The sequence below is a fragment of the Aeromicrobium wangtongii genome, assembly GCF_024584515.1.
Taxonomy (GTDB): domain Bacteria; phylum Actinomycetota; class Actinomycetes; order Propionibacteriales; family Nocardioidaceae; genus Aeromicrobium; species Aeromicrobium wangtongii.
The window spans coordinates 2,407,577-2,425,344 of record NZ_CP102173.1; the positions used below are offsets into that span (position 1 = coordinate 2,407,577).

The 17,768-nt window shown below is 69.8% G+C and carries 18 protein-coding genes; 9 read left to right on the forward strand and 9 right to left on the reverse strand.

Annotated features, from left to right (window positions below; translation table 11 throughout):
- Positions 1-9 precede the first annotated feature (9 nt).
- The 4 genes from NQV15_RS11825 to NQV15_RS11840 are packed head-to-tail and all read right to left on the reverse strand — an operon-like array spanning position 10 to position 4,813.
- Positions 10-567: an NYN domain-containing protein gene (locus NQV15_RS11825; protein WP_232400064.1), complete on the reverse strand. Its 558-nt coding sequence runs from the start codon at positions 565-567 to the stop codon at positions 10-12.
- A 16-nt stretch (positions 568-583) separates the two neighbouring features.
- Positions 584-1,015: an acyl-CoA thioesterase gene (locus tag NQV15_RS11830; protein WP_232400065.1), complete on the reverse strand. Its 432-nt coding sequence runs from the start codon at positions 1,013-1,015 to the stop codon at positions 584-586.
- Positions 1,012-4,563 (reverse strand): chromosome segregation protein SMC, encoded by a 3,552-nt coding sequence (smc, locus tag NQV15_RS11835; RefSeq protein ID WP_232400066.1) that lies wholly within the window; start codon positions 4,561-4,563, stop codon positions 1,012-1,014. The genes NQV15_RS11830 and smc overlap by 4 nt, the downstream gene beginning before the upstream one ends.
- 49 nt (positions 4,564-4,612) lie before the next feature.
- Positions 4,613-4,813 (reverse strand): hypothetical protein, encoded by a 201-nt coding sequence (locus NQV15_RS11840; RefSeq protein WP_232400067.1) that lies wholly within the window; start codon positions 4,811-4,813, stop codon positions 4,613-4,615.
- A gap of 132 nt (positions 4,814-4,945) precedes the next feature.
- Between NQV15_RS11840 and NQV15_RS11845 the strand changes: the two genes are divergently transcribed.
- Both NQV15_RS11845 and NQV15_RS11850 read left to right on the forward strand, forming a co-directional pair.
- Positions 4,946-5,437, forward strand: coding sequence for a PH domain-containing protein (locus NQV15_RS11845; protein ID WP_232400068.1), 492 nt, complete (start codon positions 4,946-4,948; stop codon positions 5,435-5,437).
- Complete coding sequence (locus tag NQV15_RS11850) at positions 5,421-6,731, forward strand: PH domain-containing protein (protein ID WP_232400069.1); 1,311 nt, start codon at positions 5,421-5,423, stop codon at positions 6,729-6,731. Before NQV15_RS11845 ends, NQV15_RS11850 begins: the two co-directional genes overlap by 17 nt.
- Positions 6,732-6,733: 2 nt before the next feature.
- Here NQV15_RS11850 and dusB read toward each other — a convergent pair whose 3' ends face one another.
- A complete protein-coding gene (gene dusB, locus NQV15_RS11855; RefSeq protein WP_232400070.1) occupies positions 6,734-7,876 on the reverse strand; it encodes a tRNA dihydrouridine synthase DusB in 1,143 nt (380 codons plus the stop codon).
- Positions 7,877-7,968: 92 nt separating this feature from the next.
- On the opposite strand from dusB, the gene NQV15_RS11860 reads away from it, so the two are divergent.
- On the forward strand, positions 7,969-8,733 hold the full coding sequence (locus NQV15_RS11860; protein ID WP_232400071.1) for a hypothetical protein: 765 nt from the start codon (positions 7,969-7,971) through the stop codon (positions 8,731-8,733).
- Between the two features lie 138 nt (positions 8,734-8,871).
- Here the strand turns inward: NQV15_RS11860 and NQV15_RS11865 are convergent, their stop codons facing one another.
- The gene (locus NQV15_RS11865; RefSeq protein ID WP_232400072.1) at positions 8,872-9,459 is read right to left on the reverse strand and encodes a hypothetical protein; all 588 of its coding nucleotides are present in this window, start codon (positions 9,457-9,459) and stop codon (positions 8,872-8,874) included.
- A gap of 25 nt (positions 9,460-9,484) precedes the next feature.
- Positions 9,485-10,870, reverse strand: coding sequence for a glycine--tRNA ligase (locus NQV15_RS11870; protein ID WP_232400073.1), 1,386 nt, complete (start codon positions 10,868-10,870; stop codon positions 9,485-9,487).
- A 163-nt stretch (positions 10,871-11,033) separates the two neighbouring features.
- On the opposite strand from NQV15_RS11870, the gene NQV15_RS11875 reads away from it, so the two are divergent.
- Genes NQV15_RS11875 through NQV15_RS11890 form a run of 4 tightly spaced genes read left to right on the forward strand, consistent with a single transcriptional unit; the run spans position 11,034 to position 13,959 of the window.
- Positions 11,034-11,957 (forward strand): metal ABC transporter substrate-binding protein, encoded by a 924-nt coding sequence (locus NQV15_RS11875; RefSeq protein WP_232400074.1) that lies wholly within the window; start codon positions 11,034-11,036, stop codon positions 11,955-11,957.
- Positions 11,954-12,724, forward strand: a complete 771-nt coding sequence (locus tag NQV15_RS11880) for a metal ABC transporter ATP-binding protein (RefSeq protein ID WP_232400075.1) — start codon at positions 11,954-11,956, stop codon at positions 12,722-12,724. The genes NQV15_RS11875 and NQV15_RS11880 overlap by 4 nt, the downstream gene beginning before the upstream one ends.
- Positions 12,721-13,560 carry a metal ABC transporter permease gene (locus NQV15_RS11885; protein ID WP_232400076.1) on the forward strand — a complete coding sequence of 280 codons (840 nt, stop codon included), beginning with the start codon at positions 12,721-12,723 and terminating at the stop codon, positions 13,558-13,560. Before NQV15_RS11880 ends, NQV15_RS11885 begins: the two co-directional genes overlap by 4 nt.
- A 9-nt stretch (positions 13,561-13,569) precedes the next feature.
- Entirely contained in the window at positions 13,570-13,959 is a 390-nt protein-coding gene (locus NQV15_RS11890; RefSeq protein ID WP_232400077.1) for a Fur family transcriptional regulator, read from the forward strand.
- Positions 13,960-13,970: 11 nt separating this feature from the next.
- On the opposite strand, the gene NQV15_RS11895 is transcribed toward NQV15_RS11890, so the two are convergent.
- Positions 13,971-14,357, reverse strand: coding sequence for a hypothetical protein (locus tag NQV15_RS11895; protein ID WP_232400078.1), 387 nt, complete (start codon positions 14,355-14,357; stop codon positions 13,971-13,973).
- A gap of 104 nt (positions 14,358-14,461) precedes the next feature.
- Here NQV15_RS11895 and NQV15_RS11900 point away from each other — a divergent pair, with 104 nt between their 5' ends.
- Entirely contained in the window at positions 14,462-14,899 is a 438-nt protein-coding gene (locus NQV15_RS11900) for a GNAT family N-acetyltransferase (protein ID WP_232400079.1), read from the forward strand.
- A gap of 88 nt (positions 14,900-14,987) precedes the next feature.
- Positions 14,988-16,142: an HNH endonuclease signature motif containing protein gene (locus NQV15_RS11905; RefSeq protein ID WP_232400080.1), complete on the forward strand. Its 1,155-nt coding sequence runs from the start codon at positions 14,988-14,990 to the stop codon at positions 16,140-16,142.
- Here NQV15_RS11905 and cimA read toward each other — a convergent pair.
- A complete protein-coding gene (gene cimA, locus NQV15_RS11910; protein WP_232400081.1) occupies positions 16,112-17,704 on the reverse strand; it encodes a citramalate synthase in 1,593 nt (530 codons plus the stop codon). The genes NQV15_RS11905 and cimA overlap by 31 nt on opposite strands.
- Positions 17,705-17,768: the final 64 nt, after the last annotated feature.

Sequence of the window (17,768 nt, forward strand, 5' to 3'; positions counted from 1 at the left end):
GGGGTGGGGTCAGAGGAAGTCGTTCGGGTCGAACTCGTCGATCGGGATGACCCGGATGCGCGGCAGCTTGGAGTTGAAGGCCTGGACGTCGTACTCCAGGTCGTGGAACTCCATCCCGCGGTCGATCAGCGGGACGTAGCCGGCATTGCGGAACTCGCGGAAGGCCAGCAGCGCCGTCCGGCGGTCGCGGCCCACCAGCGGGCTGAGCTGCTCGATGAAGTCGCCGTCGTTGCTCGCCAGCATGACATCGGCCTCGCGACCGGCCAGCGCCTCCAGCGTGCGCTGGATGGCCATGTCGACGACCTTCTCGTCGGGCCGGCCCGACAGCGGCACCGCCCGGAAGCCCATGGAGGTGAGTGCCTGCACGAACGGCATCGGCAGCTCGTTGTTGGCGGCGAGGAAGAACAGCCCCGTGACCTGCTGGTCCCACGTGTCCTCGGCGAACTGCAGCAGCCGGTCCCACCGCGGACGCTCGTGGGGCTGCGGGCGGCGGCCGAGGATGGACTGACCCAGGGTCGCGTCGATGTTCTCGCCGTCGACCAGGACGTAGGTGGTGCGATCGGTCATGGTCGGACCCTATACGTCAGCTCTGGACGAGCGGCGTGACGGCAGCCCGGATGACGTCCGGCACCGGGGTGACCGCACGCGTCTGCGCATCGACGTAGACGTGCACGAAACGGCCGATGGCCGCCGGCTCGTCGCTGTCGCCCTGGAAGATCGCGAGCCGGTAGACGATGCTCGACGTACCGAGGCGCGTCACCGACAGCCCGACCTGCACGTCGGCCGGATAACCCAGCTCACGCAGGAACTCGCACTGCGTCTCGGCGACCAGGCCGACCGCGTCGAGGCGGCGGATGTCCGTGCCCGTGACGTCCAGCAGGTAGCCGTTGACCGCGGTGTCGAAGTACGAGTAGTAGACGACGTTGTTGACGTGGCCGTACACGTCCTCGTCGCTCCAGCGCGTCGTGATGGTGCGCAGCGCCGGGAAGTCCGTGCGCAGCCGGGGCTCGCTCACGCGGGCTCCTCCTCGCGCAGGCGCTGGCTGATGACGGCGGACACGCCGTCGCCGCGCATCGAGACGCCGTACAGGGCGTCGGCGACCTCCATCGTGCGCTTCTGGTGGGTGATGACGATGAGCTGGGAGTTGGCGCGCAGCTCTTCGTACAGCTCCAGCAGCCGGCCCAGGTTCGCATCGTCGAGCGCAGCCTCGACCTCGTCGAGGATGTAGAACGGGCTGGGCCGGGCCTTGAACAGCGCCACCAGGAAGGCCACCGCCACCAGCGACCGCTCACCGCCGGACAGCAGCGACAACCGCTTGACCTTCTTGCCGGCGGGACGCGCCTCGACGTCGATACCGGTCGTCAGCATGTTCTGGGGGTCGGTGAGGATCAGGGCACCCTCGCCGCCGGGGAACAGCCGGGTGAAGACGTGCTGGAAGGCGGCCTCGACGTCGTACCAGGCCTCGGTGAAGACCTGCTCGACCTTCGCGTCGACCTCCTCGACGATGTCCAGCAGGTCCTTGCGAGTCTTGCGCAGGTCGTCGAGCTGTTCGGACAGGAACTGGTGACGCTCCTCCAGCGCGGTGAACTCCTCCAGGGCGAGCGGGTTGACCTTGCCCAGCATCGCCATCGACCGCTCGGCGCTGCGCAGGCGCTTGACCTGCGCCTCCCGCTCGTACGGGACCGGCTCGGCCGGCGACGAGTCGTCCTCCCCCTCGACGCTGATGACCGGGACCAGCTGATCGGGCCCGTAGTCGGTCACGAGCGTCTCGACGTCCAGCCCCAGCTCCTCCAGGGCCCGGTTCTCCAGGCCCTCGAGGCGCAGCCGCATCTCGGCGCGGGCCATCTCGTCCTTGTGCACGGTGTCGGTGAGGCGGTCGAGCTCGGTCAGCAGGTCGCGCAGCTGGGTTCGGACGGCGCGCAGCGTCTCCTCGCGACCAGAGCGGGACTGCTCGATCTCGGTACGCAGCGCCGATGCCCGGGCGATGGACGTCTCGAGCCTGCCCAGCACCAGGTCGCTGGCCGTGATGACCGCGCGGGCCGTCTCGGCCTCCCGCAGCTGGCGGGCACGACGCTCGGCGGCCCGGGCGCGTGCCTCGCGCTCGGCCTTCGCCGCCTGGAACAGCGACGTCACCTGGGACGCGAGGGCGCGGGCGCGCTCCTCGTTGGTGCGCAGCGCCAGGCGCGCCTCGGTCTCCGTCTTGCGGCAGGCCGACGCCCTCTCCGCGAGCTCCTCGAGCAGTGCCGTGTCGGGCTCCTCCTCCGGGGCCGACTCGGCCTGGCTGAGCCGGTCCTCCAGCTCGGCCAGGCCCGAGCTGTCGGTCGCCATGGCCTCCTCGGCCTTGACGATCGCCGCCGACAGGCGCTCGGCCTCGCCGCGGGCAGCCCGCGAGGTCGCCCCGAGGTGGCCGAGCTTCTCGGCGACGGCGGCCATCGTGGCGTCCGACTCGTGCAGCTCGGCCAGCGCCGCGTCGACGCGTTGCTGGGCGGCGGCGCGCGCGGTCTGGCCCGCCTCCTGCTCGAAGCGGAGGCGCTCGATCGTGTGGGTGGACGCCGCCAGGTCGTTGTCGGCCTTCGTGATCGCGGCCTGGACCTCGATGAGGCTCTGCTTGGAGGTGGAGCCACCGGCGGCGAAGTGGGCGCCGAGCAGATCGCCGTCCCGGGTCACCGCGGTGACGTCGGGCGCCAGCCGGATGACCTCCTGCGACTGCTCGAGCGTGTCGACGACCGCGACCTTGAACAGCAGCCGGCGCAGCGCACCCTCCAGCGCCGGCGGTCCGTCCACGACGTCGATGGCATAGGTCGCGAAGTCCGGCAGACCCGGCCAGCCCGAGTCGTCGACCTCTCCCCCGCCCAGCAGCATCCCGGCGCGACCGAGATCCTCGGACTTGAGCTTCTCCATCGCCGTGACGGCGGTGTCGAGGTGATCGACCGCGACGGCGTCCGCCGCCGAGCCGAGCGCGGCCGCGATCGCGGTCTCGAATCCGTTGCGGACGGTCAGCAGGGCTGCGACGGACCCCAGCAGGCCGCTGATCTCGTCGGTCGCGGCCAGCAACGCCCCCGCGCCGTCCTTGCGGGACAGGCCGAGCTCGAGCGCTTCCTTGCGGGCGGCGAGCGCCGCCTGCTGCCGCTCGGCGTCCTGCAGCTGGGTGCCGAGCGTCGCCAGCGCGGCCGTCGCCTCGGCCAGATCGGCCTCGGCCGCCTCCAGCTTCTCGTCGAGTCCCGACTCGCCGGCGTTGAGCCCGGCGATCTCGTTCTCCAGCGCCGTGAACTGCCGCTGCGCGTCGACGGCCCGCGACTCGGCCTCCTCGCGTGCCGCGGTGAGGCGCCCGATCTCCTCGCCGGCGGCCGCCGCACGACTCTTGAGGGCGTTGACCTGGCCGTGCAGGCGGGCCAGGCCCTCCCGCTGATCGGCCGCTGCCCGCAGCAGCCCGGCGACACGGCGCTCCTCGGCGGTGTACGCGGTCTCGGCCTCGTTGCGCTCGGCGATGACGGTCTGGAGCTGCTCGGTGGCCGCGGCCACCCCGGCGCTGAGCTGCTCGTGCTGCTCCTGGGCCCGGCGAGCCTCCGCCTCCAGCTCCTCGGGCTCTCGCCCGGCCCGGCGGTCCTCGGACTCCACGGCGGCGAGGCGCACCCGCTCGTTGGCCAGCCCGGCGGTGCCCCGCAGCCGCTCACGCAGGCCGGACAGCGCGTACCAGGTCTCCTGCGCGGCCGACAGCCGCGGCGAGTCCTCACGCAGCTGGTCCTCCAGCTCGGTCTCCTGCTCACGGGCGGCGGCGATGGCCTGCTCGACGGACTGCCGCTTGGCCTTCAACGCCGACTCGTCGGCCAGCTCGGTGGCGATCGTCGTGCGCGCCGTGACGATGTCGTCGGCGAGCAGCCGTGCCCGGGCATCGCGCACATCGGCCTGGATGACCGCAGCACGGCGAGCCACCTCGGCCTGGCGGCCCAACGGCTTGAGCTGGCGACGCAGCTCGGTCAGGACGTCGTTGAGCCGGGTCAGGTTGCCCTGCGTCGCATCGAGCTTGCGGAGCGCCTTCTCCTTGCGCTTGCGGTGCTTGAGGACGCCGGCCGCCTCCTCGATGAAGCCGCGGCGCTCCTCGGGGGTGGCCCGCAGGACGCTGTCGAGCTGCCCCTGGCCCACGATGACGTGCATCTCGCGGCCGATGCCGGAGTCGCTCAGCAGCTCCTGGACGTCCAGCAACCGGCAGGTGTTGCCGTTGATCGCGTACTCCGAGCCGCCGTTGCGGAACATCGTGCGCGAGATCGTGACCTCGGTGTACTCGATCGGCAACGCGCCGTCGGTGTTGTCGATCGTCAGCACGACCTCGGCGCGGCCCAGCGGCGGTCGCCCGGACGTGCCGGCGAAGATGACGTCCTCCATCTTGCCGCCGCGCAGGGACTTGGCGCCCTGCTCGCCCATGACCCACGACAAGGCATCGACGACATTGGACTTGCCGGAGCCGTTGGGGCCGACCACGGCGGTGATGCCGGGTTCGAGCTGCAGGGTCGTCGAGGACGCGAACGACTTGAACCCACGCAGCGTCAGGCTCTTGAGGTACAACGTGGCTCCTACGGACGGCGGACTGGAGCCACCCTAGTGCCGTGGAACGTCAGCGGGCGAAAGGCTCGGCGAGGTCGCCGGCCGTGACCTGGTCGACGCGCTCACGCAGCGCGGCCAGCAGGCCGTCGTTCTCGACCTTGAGCCGCAGTACCTCGTCCTCCAGATCCGCGACCCGACGACGCAGGGAAGCGGTCTCACGCAGCTGATCGACGGTGGGTCCGCCGAGATATCCGACAAGTGCTTTGGCCATGACTTTTCTCCGCGAGCTGAGCGTTCGGGTGGGCGCTGAAAACATGGGCAGAAATGCCCTGTTATGCGTCTATCAGTGTCGCACCCGGCCTGTGTCCCGGTCAACTCCGGCGGGTGTGACTAGGGTGGCGTCGTGGACGACTTGTTCGCCCCTGCGACCGGGGCCTGGCAACGGGTCTCCCCGCGTCTTGCGACAGTGCGCCGCATCGTCATCGCGGCGATCGCCGCCCCGGTCGTCATCGCCGGCATCGTGCTGGCGGTCCTGCTGCCCGACCAGCGGTGGATCGGCGCAGCGGTGACGGTGGCGACGCTGCCGCTCGCCGCGTGGGGCGGCGTGTGGGCCGGACACAACCAGCGCACGTGGGGCTACGTCGAGAACGCCGACGACCTGCTGGTCACCCGCGGCGTCATGTTCAAGCGTCTCGTCGCCATCCCGTACGGCCGGATGCAGTTCGTGGACGTGCAGGCCGGGCCGCTGGCCCGCGCCTTCGGCATCGCCACGGTGACCCTGCACACCGCCAGCACCGAGACCGCCGCCGACATCCCCGGCCTCCCCTCCGACGAGGCGACCCGGTTGCGCAACCGGCTGACCGAGCTCGGCGAGTCCCGTGGCGCCGGTCTCTGAGGAGGCCGTCACGCGGGGGCAGCGCACCCACCCGCTGACAGCGGTCGTCCAGGGGGCGCTGTTCGCCACCGCTGCCGCCGTGGGTCTGGTCAGCACGATCCTCAACGGCGACGGATGGGGCAACCTCGGTCCCGCGCTGAGCCTGCTCGTCGCGGTCGTCGGCGGCCTCGCGCTCGGGATGCTGGCGGGCTACGTGAGCTGGCGGTTCACCCGGTACGTCATCGACGGCACCGAGCTGCGGATCGACTCCGGCGTGCTGACCAAGTCATCGCGGCGCATCCCCTACGAGCGGATCCAGTCGGTCGACACCGCCGAGCCGCTCGTCGCCCGCATCCTGGGCCTGGCCGAGCTGCGCATCGAGATGGCCGGCGGCAAGAACTCGCGCACGTCGCTGAAGTTCCTGCGTCTCGACGACGCGCAGGCGCTGCGGCGCATCCTGCTGTCGAGGGCGCACGGCGAGGCGGTCTCGGAGGCTCCGGACGAGCAGCGCAGCATCATCACGAAGGTCGCGCCCGAGCGGGTCGTGATCGGCACGCTGCTGTCACTGGACTTCTTGTTCGCGGCGGTCGGATCGGCCGCGCTGATCGTCTCGGCGATCTGGTTCGGCGGCATCCTGGTGGCGCTGGGCGGCATCATCCCGATGGCGACGTGGCTCGCCCAGATCGTCGCGCAACGCGTCCTGCAGCAGTGGGACTTCACCCTGTCCCGCGGCGAGCGCGGCCTGCGCATCGAGCGTGGGCTGCTGTCGCGGACGTCCCAGACCATCCCGTACGACCGGGTGCAGGGCATCGCGATCAAGGAGCCGTTCGTGTGGCGCCGATTCGGCTGGCAGCGCCTGGAGGTCGACGTCGCCGGTTACGCCTCCTCCTCGGACGAGCAGGAGAACGGTGGTGCGTCGTCGATCCTGCTGCCGATCGCCGACCGCGCCCTGGCCGCGGCCGTCATCGCCGAGCTGATGCCGCGCGCCTCGGTCGACGTCCCCCGCACCCACGCACCGCGCCGGTCGTGGCCGTTCGCCCCGATCGGCTGGCGGTTCCGGTGGATCGGTGCGGACGAGGTGTCGTTCGTCGCCCACGAGGGCTGGGTCCAGCAGGTCACCAGCATCGTCCCGCACCCGCGCACCCAGTCCGTCGAGCTGAGGCAGGGCCCGCTTCAGCGGCTGCGTCGGGTCGCCACGATCGAGGTGCACACCCCCAAGGGGCCCGTCAACGCCGATGGCCGGAGCCTCGACCAGGCCGATGCGAGGGCGATGATGCTGTCCCAGCTGGACCGCGCCCGCGCCGCTCGGCGCTGAGCTCAGCCGCCCGAGGTGGCGTCCTCGGCCAACGGGTCGAGCGGGGCGCTGAGCTCGCGGCTGTCGAGCCAGCCATCGGGCACCGACACCTTCTTGGGCGTGCCTTGGCGTCCGCGCGGGGTGCCGAGCTCTCCGACCGGATAGGGCTCGGTCGGGTCGAGCCGTCCGAGCAGATCGTCCAGGTCGGCGAAGGACGACACCAGCCCCAGCCGGCTGCGGACCTCCTTGCCGGCGGAGAATCCCTTCAGGTACCAGGCGATGTGCTTGCGGAACTCGATGCATCCGCGCTCCTCGCCCATCACGCCGCCCAGCAGCTCGGCGTGCCGGCGCATGACGGCGGCCACCTCGCCCAGGGTGGGCAGCCCCACGACCGTCTCACCGGCGAAGGCCGCCGCGAGATCACGGAACAGCCACGGGCGACCCAGGCATCCGCGCCCGACGACGACGCCGTCGCATCCGGTCTCCTCGACCATGCGGATGGCGTCCGCGGCCTCCCAGATGTCGCCGTTGCCGAGCACGGGGATGTCGACCGATGTCTTCAGCTCGGCGATCGAGGCCCAGTCGGCGTGACCGGAGTAGTGCTGGACGGCCGTGCGCCCGTGCAGGGCGATCGCGGCACACCCGGCGTCCTGGGCGATACGTCCCGCGTCCAGGTAGGTGAGGTGCTCGTCGTCGATGCCCTTGCGGGTCTTCATCGTGACCGGGACGCCATAGGGCGCTGCGGCGGCGACGGCGCGGGTGAGGATCTGGCCGAGCAGGACGTCCTTCCACGGCAGGGCGGCTCCCCCGCCCTTGCGGGTCACCTTGGGCACCGGGCAGCCGAAGTTGAGGTCGACGTGGTCCACGCCGTGGTCGGCGCACAGGATCTCGACCGCGCGGCCGATCGTCTCGGGATCGACGCCGTACAGCTGCACCGAGCGGAACTTCTCGTTCGGTGCGAAGTTCAGCATCGCCAGACTCGTCTTGTCTCCCTGGACGAGACCGCGCGAGGTGATCATCTCGCAGACGTACAGACCGGCACCCTGCTCGGCGCAGAGCTGGCGGAACGCGGCGTTCGTCACGCCGGCCATCGGTGCCAGCACCACGGGCGTCTCGACCTCGAGATCACCGAGGCGGAGGGTGCGCGGCAGCGTGGCGATGGACATGACCCGATTGTCTCAGACCGCAACACTCCGCTTGAGCGGGCGACACCTTGCTGACCCGGTCACGCAGCACACTGGTGGGCCAGGAGGACCTGATGACCAAGGTGCAGCGAACAACCCGTGATGCCGGCCGCGCACGAGCCGTGCGGACGATGTTGCGACGCGCCTCGGGTCCCCTGGCGCACCTGAGCTGGGCGATCGCGGCCGTGGGCCAGGTCGTGGGGGTCTGGCTGTTCGACGAGAGCGAGGACTTCGGGGCCGGGATGATCGTCTGGACCGTGACGGGCCTGCTGTTCGGCGTGGTCACGACGACCGTCGTCCAGGCCGGCGCGCCCTCGCCGACCAGGACCGGTCGCCGCGGCCGGCCGAGGTCACGATCGGGGCGGCCGTGGGACAGCCCCGCCGTCTTCGGCTACCTCGCGATCTGCCTCGTCGGGCTGCTGGTGTCGCCCACAGCCTTCGCGTACGGCGCCCTCATGCTGCTGCTGACGGGTCTCGGTGGAGTGTGCGTGTGGCTGGTGTTTCTGCTGCAGCTCGTCTGCTGGACGGGGCTCCGCGGATTCGGCTCGATCCTGTTCAGGGGCGTCCCGCAGGGCGAGGAGGGGTCGCGCTGGTTGGCGCTCGGCCCGTTCGTGGCGACCGTGGGCGCGAGCCTGTGGTTCTTGCCGATCCTGGGTTGCCTGGCCTATGACAGCCCCGGTCGCAGGGATCTGCTCCCGCTGGTGGGCGTCGTGGGTGACGGCGTCGAGATCACCCACCCGGCCCTGCTGCTGATCGGGCAGGTCGGCACCGCCCTGGTTCTCGGTCTGATCGGGCTCGGGGCGCTGCTGAGCGCCGCCACCGCACGCCTTCGCCCCTGAGAACGAGTCCGTCAGCGCGGCAGGCGAGGCATCCATGGCTTCGTGAGTGGCGCAAACCCACCTGCGAGTGGCGCAGATCGGACCGACACGACGTCTCAGAATCGACAGATTGCGCCACTCGCGGATTCGGGGGGCGGGTCAGGGGGTCCAGGCGATGGCGTCCTGGGTCGTGCCGGTCTGCAGGCTCACCGATGTCACGATCCGGCCCTCGGGGACCAGGTAGACCAGGCAGACGTCCGCCGTCGCGCCGGGCAGGAAGCTGGCCGGCAGGGTCGGCGACGGGCACGGCTTGAACGTCCCGACGATCTCGTTGGCCGGCAGGTTGGTGTTGCTGGAGTCGAGCGCGTACAGCGGCAGCGCGGCCCCGCCGAGACCGGCGGGCCCGTCGTTCTTGACCGTCGCCTTGACGTAGTACGGGGTGGACTTCTTGGTCTGCTCGTCCAGCGAGAAGAACCGGAAGTCCTTCATCGACCCCTGCTTGACCTCGGCCACCGTCACCGTGACGGCGCTGGTGCCACGATCGCCCGGCTCGTAGACCACGGTCGCCGGCGCGCCGAGGGCCAGCTTCGTCCCACCCTTGGTGATCGTGACGCCGGCCGGGACGTCGAATCCCTTCGGCACCGCTGCCGTCGGTGTGGCCGGGGTCGGCTCGGGCTCCGACGACGAGCACCCGGCCAGCGTCAGGGCAGCCGACGCCACGATCGCCGCGATCAGAGAAGTCCTCACGCGCCGATTGTGCGGTACGAGGGGTTCAGCAACCCGGAAGGCGCGCCGCCAGGTAGCTGGTGACCTGGTCGAGCGCGATGCGCTCCTGGGCCATCGTGTCGCGCGAACGAATCGTGACCGCATCGTCCTCGAGCGTCTCGAAGTCGACCGTGATGCAGAACGGCGTGCCGATCTCGTCCTGGCGGCGGTAGCGCTTGCCGATGGCCTGCGCATCGTCGAACTCGACGTTCCAGAAGCCACGCAGCTCGGCGGCCAGCGCCCGCGCCTTCGGCGAGAGGTCCTCGTTGCGCGACAGCGGCAGGACGGCGGCCTTGACCGGAGCCAGCCGGTGGTCGAGCTTGAGCACGGTGCGGGTGTCGGTGCCGCCCTTGGCGTTGGGCACCTCCTCCTCGGTGTACGCGTCGATCAGGAAGGCCATCATCGAGCGGTTCACGCCGGCGGCGGGCTCGATGACGTACGGCGTCCAGCGCTCGTTGGCCTGCTGGTCGAAGTACTGCAGATCCTTGCCGGAGTGCTCGCTGTGCGTCTTGAGGTCGAAGTCGGTGCGGTTGGCGATGCCCTCGAGCTCGCCCCACGTCGAGCCGGCGAACTCGAACCGGTACTCGATGTCGACGGTGCGCTTGGAGTAGTGCGACAGCTTCTCGGCGGGGTGCTCGAAGAAGCGCAGGTTCTCGGGGTTGATGCCCAGCCCGGTGTACCAGTCCATCCGGATCTTCATCCAGGTCTCCTGCCACTCCTCGTCCGTGCCCGGCTCGACGAAGAACTCCATCTCCATCTGCTCGAACTCGCGGGTGCGGAAGATGAAGTTGCCCGGCGTGATCTCGTTGCGGAAGCTCTTGCCGATCTGGCCGATGCCGAACGGGGGCTTCTTGCGCGCGGTGGTCATGACCTGCGAGAAGTTGATGAAGATGCCCTGGGCGGTCTCGGGGCGCAGGTAGTGCAGGCCCTCCTCGGACTCCACGGGGCCGAGGAACGTCTTCAGCAGGCCGTTGAACATGCGCGGCTCGGTCCATTCACCGCGGGTGCCGCAGTTCGCGCAGACGATCAGGCCCATGTCGACCGAGTCGGGGTCGTCGATGCCCTTCTTCTCCGCGTAGGCCTCCTGCAGGTGGTCCTGGCGGTAGCGCTTGTGGCAGTGCTGGCACTCGACCAGCGGGTCGACGAAGGCGGCGAGGTGGCCGGATGCCTTCCAGACCTCGGTCGGGAGGATGACCGACGAGTCGAGGCCGACGACGTCGTCGCGGCCCTGCACCATCGAGCGCCACCACTGACGCTTGATGTTGTCCTTGAGCTCGACACCGAGCGGTCCGTAGTCCCAGGCGGACTTGGTGCCGCCGTAGATCTCGCCGCACTGGTAGACGAATCCCCTGCGCTTGCTGAGGCTGATGACGTTGTCGACGGTCGATGCCATGAGGGGATGTTCCAATCCGGCTGGGTGTCGGCGGGCCTGTGTCCGTCATCGGAATGACGGACGCCCGAGGGTGCGCCCCAGCCTACCGGCGCGGTGCGACGGCCCGGCCGGGGGCCTCCCGCGGATTTGACAATGATTATCAATCGCGATGAAAATGATTCTCATGAAGAAGTCCCGTCTCCTGCTTGCCACGGTCCCCCTCCTCGCGGCGCTCACCGCATGCGGCGGCGGCGCGCAGGATGACGGGCGGACGTCCGTCATCGCGTCGTCCTACCCCTTCGCCTTCGTCGCCGAACGGGTCGGCGGATCCGCCGTCAACGTCAGCAACCTGACCGCGCCGGGCACCGAGCCCCACGATCTGGAGCTCAAGCCCAAGCAGGTCGCCTCGGTGCAGGACGCCGATCTGGTCATCTACCAGAAGGACTTCCAGGCCGCGGTCGACCAGGCCGTCGAGCAGGCCGGTCGCTCCGACGACGACACGATCGACGTCGCGTCGCTGGTCAAGCTGCTGCCGAACCCCTCGGAGGAGGGCGAGCACCACGCGGACGACGGCCACGACCACGGCGACGCCGATCCGCACACCTGGCTGGATCCGCGGACGATGATCGCCCTGACCGAAGCCGTCCAGGCCGAGCTGTCCAGCATCGATCCCGAGCACGCCGCCGACTACCGGGCCAATGCCGACCAGCTCGTCGACGAGCTCACCGCGCTGGACGAGGACTTCTCGGCCGGCCTGCGCGGCTGCCGCACCCGCACGATCGTCACGAGCCACGCCGCCTTCCAGTACCTCGCAGCGCGCTACGGCCTCGAGCAGGTCGCGATCGCCGGGCTCGATCCGACCAACGAGCCCTCCCCCTCCCAGCTGGGCGACATCTCGCGGCTCGTCCGCGCCGAGAAGATCACCACGATCTTCACCGAGGAGCTCGTCAGCCCCGCGATCGCGAACACCATCGCCAAGGAGACGGGCGCGACCACCGCTACGCTCGATCCCATCGAGGGCTTGTCCGACCAGACCAAGGACGAGACCTACCTGACGCTCATGCGCCGCAACCTCGACACCCTGAAGAAGGCGAACTCGTGCCAGTGAGCCAAGCCCCACCGCTGATCGTCCGAGGGGTCAGCGTCGCCCTCGACGGCCGGCCCGTCCTGCGCAACGTCGACCTCGACGTCGCTGCCGGTGAGTTCGTCGCCCTGCTCGGCTCCAACGGCTCAGGCAAGTCGACACTGGTCCGCGCCGCGGTCGGGCTCGTCCCGATCAGTGCCGGATCCATCGAGCTGTTCGGGACGCCGCTCGACCGCTTCCGCGACCGCCAGCGGCTCGGCTACGTCCCGCAGCGCACCCGCGCCGTCGCCGGTGTCCCGGCGACGGTCCGTGAGGTCGTGATGAGCGGACGCCTGGCACGCCGCCGGTTCTTCGGCTGGCGCACCGCCGCCGACATCGCGGCGGTCGACGCAGCCATCGAGCGCGTCGGCCTCGCGGACCGCAGCCGGTCCTCGGTCAGCGAGATGTCCGGAGGCCAGCAGCAGCGCGCCCTGATCGCCCGCGCCCTCGCATCCGAGGCCGAGCTGCTGATCATGGACGAGCCGACTGCCGGCGTCGACCATGACAACCAAGAAAGCCTGGCCGAGCTGCTCGGCAGCCTCGTCCACGACGGGACGTCGGTGCTGCTGGTCGCGCACGAGCTCGGCCCGCTGCGTCCACTGATCGACCGCGCAATCGTCCTGCACGACGGCGAGATCGAGTACTCGGGGCCCTGCGACGCGATTCGCGACGAGCAGCTCATGCACGTGCACCGCCACGGTGGACAGCCCGACCAGCCCGATGGCTTCAGCCCGAATCCGGTGGGCTCATGATCGAGCTGCTCGACTACGACTTCATGCGGCGCGCCCTCGTGGCCGCCGTGTTCACCGGCCTGGCGGCCCCGGCCATCGGCACCTTCTTGGTGCAGCGCCGGCTGGCCCTGCTCGGCGACGGACTCGGACACGTCGCCCTGACCGGCGTCGCCCTGGGGCTCCTGACCGGCATCGCCCCCATCGTGACGGCTGTCGTCGTGGCGGCAGTCGGGGCCATCGTGATCGAGCTGTTGCGGATCTACGGACGCACCAGCGCCGATGTCGCCCTGGCGATGCTGTTCTACGGCGGCATCGCCGGTGGCGTGCTGCTGACGAATCTGGCCGACGAGAGCGCCGCATCCCTGAATGCCTATCTGTTCGGCGCCATCACGACCGTCTCCAACGGCGATCTGGTGCTGGTCGGTGTGCTCGGCCTGCTGGTCGTCGTGCTGTCCCTCGGGCTCTCGCCGCAGCTGTTCGCGGTCTGCCAGGACGAGGAGCACGCCAAGGTCAGCGGCGTGCCCGTCCGGCTGTACAGCATCCTGATCGCGGTGCTCGCCGCCGTGACGATCACCGTCGCGATGCGCACCGTCGGCCTGTTGCTGGTCTCGGCACTGATGGTCGTCCCGGTCGCGGCGTCCCAGCAGCTCACCCGCAGCTTCCGCACGACCCACCTCGCCGCCATGGCGATCGGCCTGGTCGCGGCGGTCGGCGGCCTGTTCGCGAGCTACGAGATCGACACGCAGCCCGGGCCGACGATCGTGATCCTCGCGCTGGCGATCTTCGTGGTCGCCTCGCTCGTGGCGATCGCGACGAGCCGCCTTCGTGCACGCCGCCACCGGTTAGATTCGGTCTGAGGAGAAGTCATGGTCGAAGTTCCCCGCAACACGCGCCAGCGGCGCGCGGTCGTCGCGATCCTGGAGGATCTGGACGGCTTCGCCAGCGCCCAGGAGATCCACGACATCCTCAAGCAGCGCGGGGAGTCGGTGGGACTGTCGACGGTCTACCGCAGCCTGCAGGTGCTGGCGGATGCGGCGGAGGTCGATGCCCTGCGCAATGACGACGGCGAGGTCTTGTACCGCCAGTGCAGCGCCGGGCACCACCACCACCTGGTGTGCCGCGCCTGCGGCCGCACCGTCGAGGTCGACGGGCCGACCGTCGAGCGCTGGGCCGACAGGATCGCCGACGAGAACGGCTTCCGGGACGTCGCCCACACCCTCGAGATCTTCGGCACCTGCGCCACCTGCCCCGACTGACTCCTCCGGCCCTACCGCGCAGCCACTTCCACGGCGCGGCGGGTCTCGCCGTGATTGGCCTCGCCGCACGTCGCCTGCGGATTGCCCCTGATCGCGTGCACGGCGGGATCATCGGGATCGAAGCACACCACCCGGTCACTCAGCGTGGTGCGCGACAACCAGGTCGAGCTCTGGAACGTCCGACCCCCGGCCACGTACAGATACTCGATGTCCGCGCCCTGATGGCGCTTCTTGCGGCCGTGGCTCTTCGGCTCGTAGTCGGTCAGCTCGACCTCGGACGTCGTTCCCGTGAGCGGCTCGCTCTTCGCCGTGCCTCGTCGTTCGACCGCGATCGCCACACCGACCAGCACAGCGGCTCCGAACACCATGAAGGCCAGCACCGCCACGCATCCCTTCACGCCGTCACCATCCTCGCGCCCCTGTCGCCGTGTCCGCACCATCATGGAGGCGGCATCGCCACGGCGCACGCCCATCCATCGGCACCACCTCCTAGGCTCGTGGCATGAGCATCCGCATCGTGGCCGGCGACGAGCTGACGACCCAGGACGTCTACGACATCTGGAAGATCCGCGACGCCGTCTTCGCCGTCGAGCAGCAGTGCGACGAGGAGGACGTGGACGGACGCGATCTGCTGCCGACGATGACCCACCTGTGGTTCGCCGACGAAGACGGCCCGACCAGCTACTTGCGCTCGTACGTCGAGGACGGCGTCCGGCACATCGGCCGGGTCTGCACCCGCAAGGACCAACGACGCAAGGGATTGTCGGGCGCGCTGATGCAGGAGTGCCACCGCCTGTGGGGCGACGAGACCATCGTCCTCAACGCGCAGGCATACCTCGAGGACTGGTACGGCCGCTACGGATACGTGCGGTCCGGTGAGAACTACATGGAGGCCGGGATCGATCACGTGCCGATGACGAGGACACCGAAAAGCCTCTGATCACGGCAAAAAAGAGTGTCAGTGGTGACGTCTAGATTGGAGACATGGCACCACCACCGATGCCGAGCTGGACGTCCTGACCGACGTCGTGCGGTGGCGGGCGCGGGCCGAGGCGTTCGAGGTCGGCGCGATGCTGGACTACCGCGATCGGGAGATGGCGCGGACTGCCTCCGTGGAGCCCGCGATGCGCCGGCAGATCGAGCGGTCGGCGATCTGCTTGAGCATCGGTGAGGCCACCGGATTGAGCGAGGGGCAGGTGCAGGGCCGGTTGTCGGCGGCTGAGACGGTGCGTGAGCATGCGCCGTCGGTATGGGATGCCTTCGGTGACGGGCTGATCGACTTCGGACGCGTGCGTGACATCGCCGCCACGATTGACCAGCTCAAGCGGGAGGAGTCCATCGCCCGCCTCGACCGGCTGGTGGTCGGCTACGCGGTCGACCACACCGGCGCGGAGCTGCGGGCCTGGTTGCGGCGATTCGTCCAGCGGGTCGAGGCCGATCTGGCTGTTGAGCGCGCCGACGACGAGCGCCGCAACCGGCACGTGTCGATACGCCACGGCGCGGACTCGATGGGGACGCTGTACGCCTATCTGCCGTCCCACGAGCTGGCGGCGATCGAGGCCCGGCTGCACAAGGCTGGTCGGCGTCCGGCTGACCCGAATGACGGCCGGACCGTTGCTCAGCGGCAGGCCGATCAGCTGGTCGCCTGGTGCACCGGCGGCGAGGCAGCCACGTCGGCAGTCGATGCGAACATCGCGGTCACGATCACTGCCGACGTGCTCGCCGGCGCGGTCGCCGGGTTCGCCGAGTCCACCGACGGGCGGTGGGCCGTCCCGGCTGGTTGGATCGCCGAGGTGGTCGCCAGTGGGAGCACGTTCTGGCATCGGATCGTGACCGACCCGGTGACCGACGACATCCTCAGCCATGAGTACCTCGGGAGATTCAGTCCGGACACCTTGGATGTCGCGCTGCGCTTTCGTGACGGTGTCTGCCAGTCACCCGGCTGCATGGTCCCGGCCGAACGCTGCGACATCGATCACCGAGAACCGTGGCCCCAAGGGCCAACCACTGCAGACAACCTCGGCCCTCTGTGCCGAAGACATCACCAGATGAAGGGCCACGGGGTCCTGCGGTGGTCGACCCGACCACCCAAACCCCTCAAGCCGATCGTGATCGAGGTCTACCGCGACCCCGTCAACATCCAGTACGCGGGTCAGTCGTCGATGCGAGGGCGCACACCGTGAAGTCGCAGGCCGTAGGTGAGGGCGTCGACCAGCGCCTCCCATGACGCCTCGATGATGTTGGCGCCCACACCGACGGTGACCCACACGTTCTTGCCGTCGGAGGTCTCCAGCAGCACTCGCGTCGTCGCGTCCGTGCCATGACCCTGGTCGAGGATGCGGACCCGGAAGTCGGTCAGGTGGAACCGGGCGACATCGGGATAGACCTGCTCGATCGCCTGGCGCAGTGCGTGGTCGAGGGCGTTGACCGGGCCGTTGCCCTCACCGATGACGGCCAGGCGCACTCCCCCGGCGCGCAGCTTGACCGTCGCCTCCGACACCGCGTCGTCACCGCGCGACGACTCCGCCAGCACCCGCCACGACTCGACGTCGAAGTACGACGGCCGGGCGCCGTCCATCTCCTCGGCGAGCAGCAGCTCGAAGGACGCATCGGCAGCCTCGAAGGTGTAACCCTGCTGCTCCATGGCCTTGACCCGGTCGGTGACCCGGGCCAGCCGCTGCGGGTCCTCGGCCAGGTCGTAGCCCAGCTCCTTGCCCTTGAGCTCGATCGTGGCACGACCGGCCATCTCCGAGACCAGCAGCCGCATGTCGTTGCCCACCAACGCCGGATCGGTGTGCTGGTACAGGTCGGGGTCGACCCGGATGGCGCTGGCGTGCAGGCCGGCCTTGTGCGCGAACGCCGAGACCCCCGTGTACGGCTGGCGCGCGTGCGGCGGGTAGTTGGTGATCTCCGAGATCGCGTGCGCGACGCGGGTCGCGTCCGCGAGGTTGCCCGGCGGCAGCAGGCGCATGCCGAGCTTGAGCTCCAGATTCGCCACGCAGGTCACCAGGTCGGCGTTGCCGGTGCGCTCGCCGTAGCCGTTGATGCATCCCTGCAGGTGGGTCGCGCCGGCCTGCACCGCAGCCATGGAGTTGGCGACCGCGCACCCGGTGTCGTTGTGGGCGTGGATGCCCAGACGCGCTCCGGTCGTGGCGACGTCGGCCACGATCTCGCTCACCCAGTGCGGCAGCATCCCCCCGTTGGTGTCGCACAGGACGGCGACCTCGGCCCCGGCCTCCGCAGCCGTGCGGACGACCTCCAGGGCGTAGTCGCGGTTGGCGCGGTAGCCGTCAAAGAAGTGCTCGAGATCGACGAAGACCCGCTGTCCCTCCTGGCGAAGGTGCGTCACGGAGTCGCGGACCATCGCCAGGTTCTCGGCCAGCGTCGTGCGCAGGGCCAGCTCGACATGGCGGTCATGGCTCTTGGCCACCAGCGTCACCACTGGGGCGCCGGACTCACGCAGCGCAGCCAGCAGGACGTCGTCCGCGGCTGCCACGCCCGGGCGGCGGGTCGCGCCGAAGGCGGCAAGGGCCGCGTTCCTCAGGTCCAGCTCCTTGGCCGCGAGCCGGAAGAACTCGGTGTCCTTGGGATTCGAGCCCGGCCAGCCGCCCTCGATGAATCCCACGCCGAGATCGTCCAGGAGACGCGAGATGTGCAGCTTGTCCTGGACCGAGAGGTTCAGACCCTCCTGCTGGGCACCGTCGCGCAGGGTCGTGTCGTAGACGTGGAAGTCGGGTGCGTTCACTGCTTCATCCTTCGTCGAGGAGCATCTCGGGCACAAAAAAACCTCCCATGTGGATGGGAGGTAG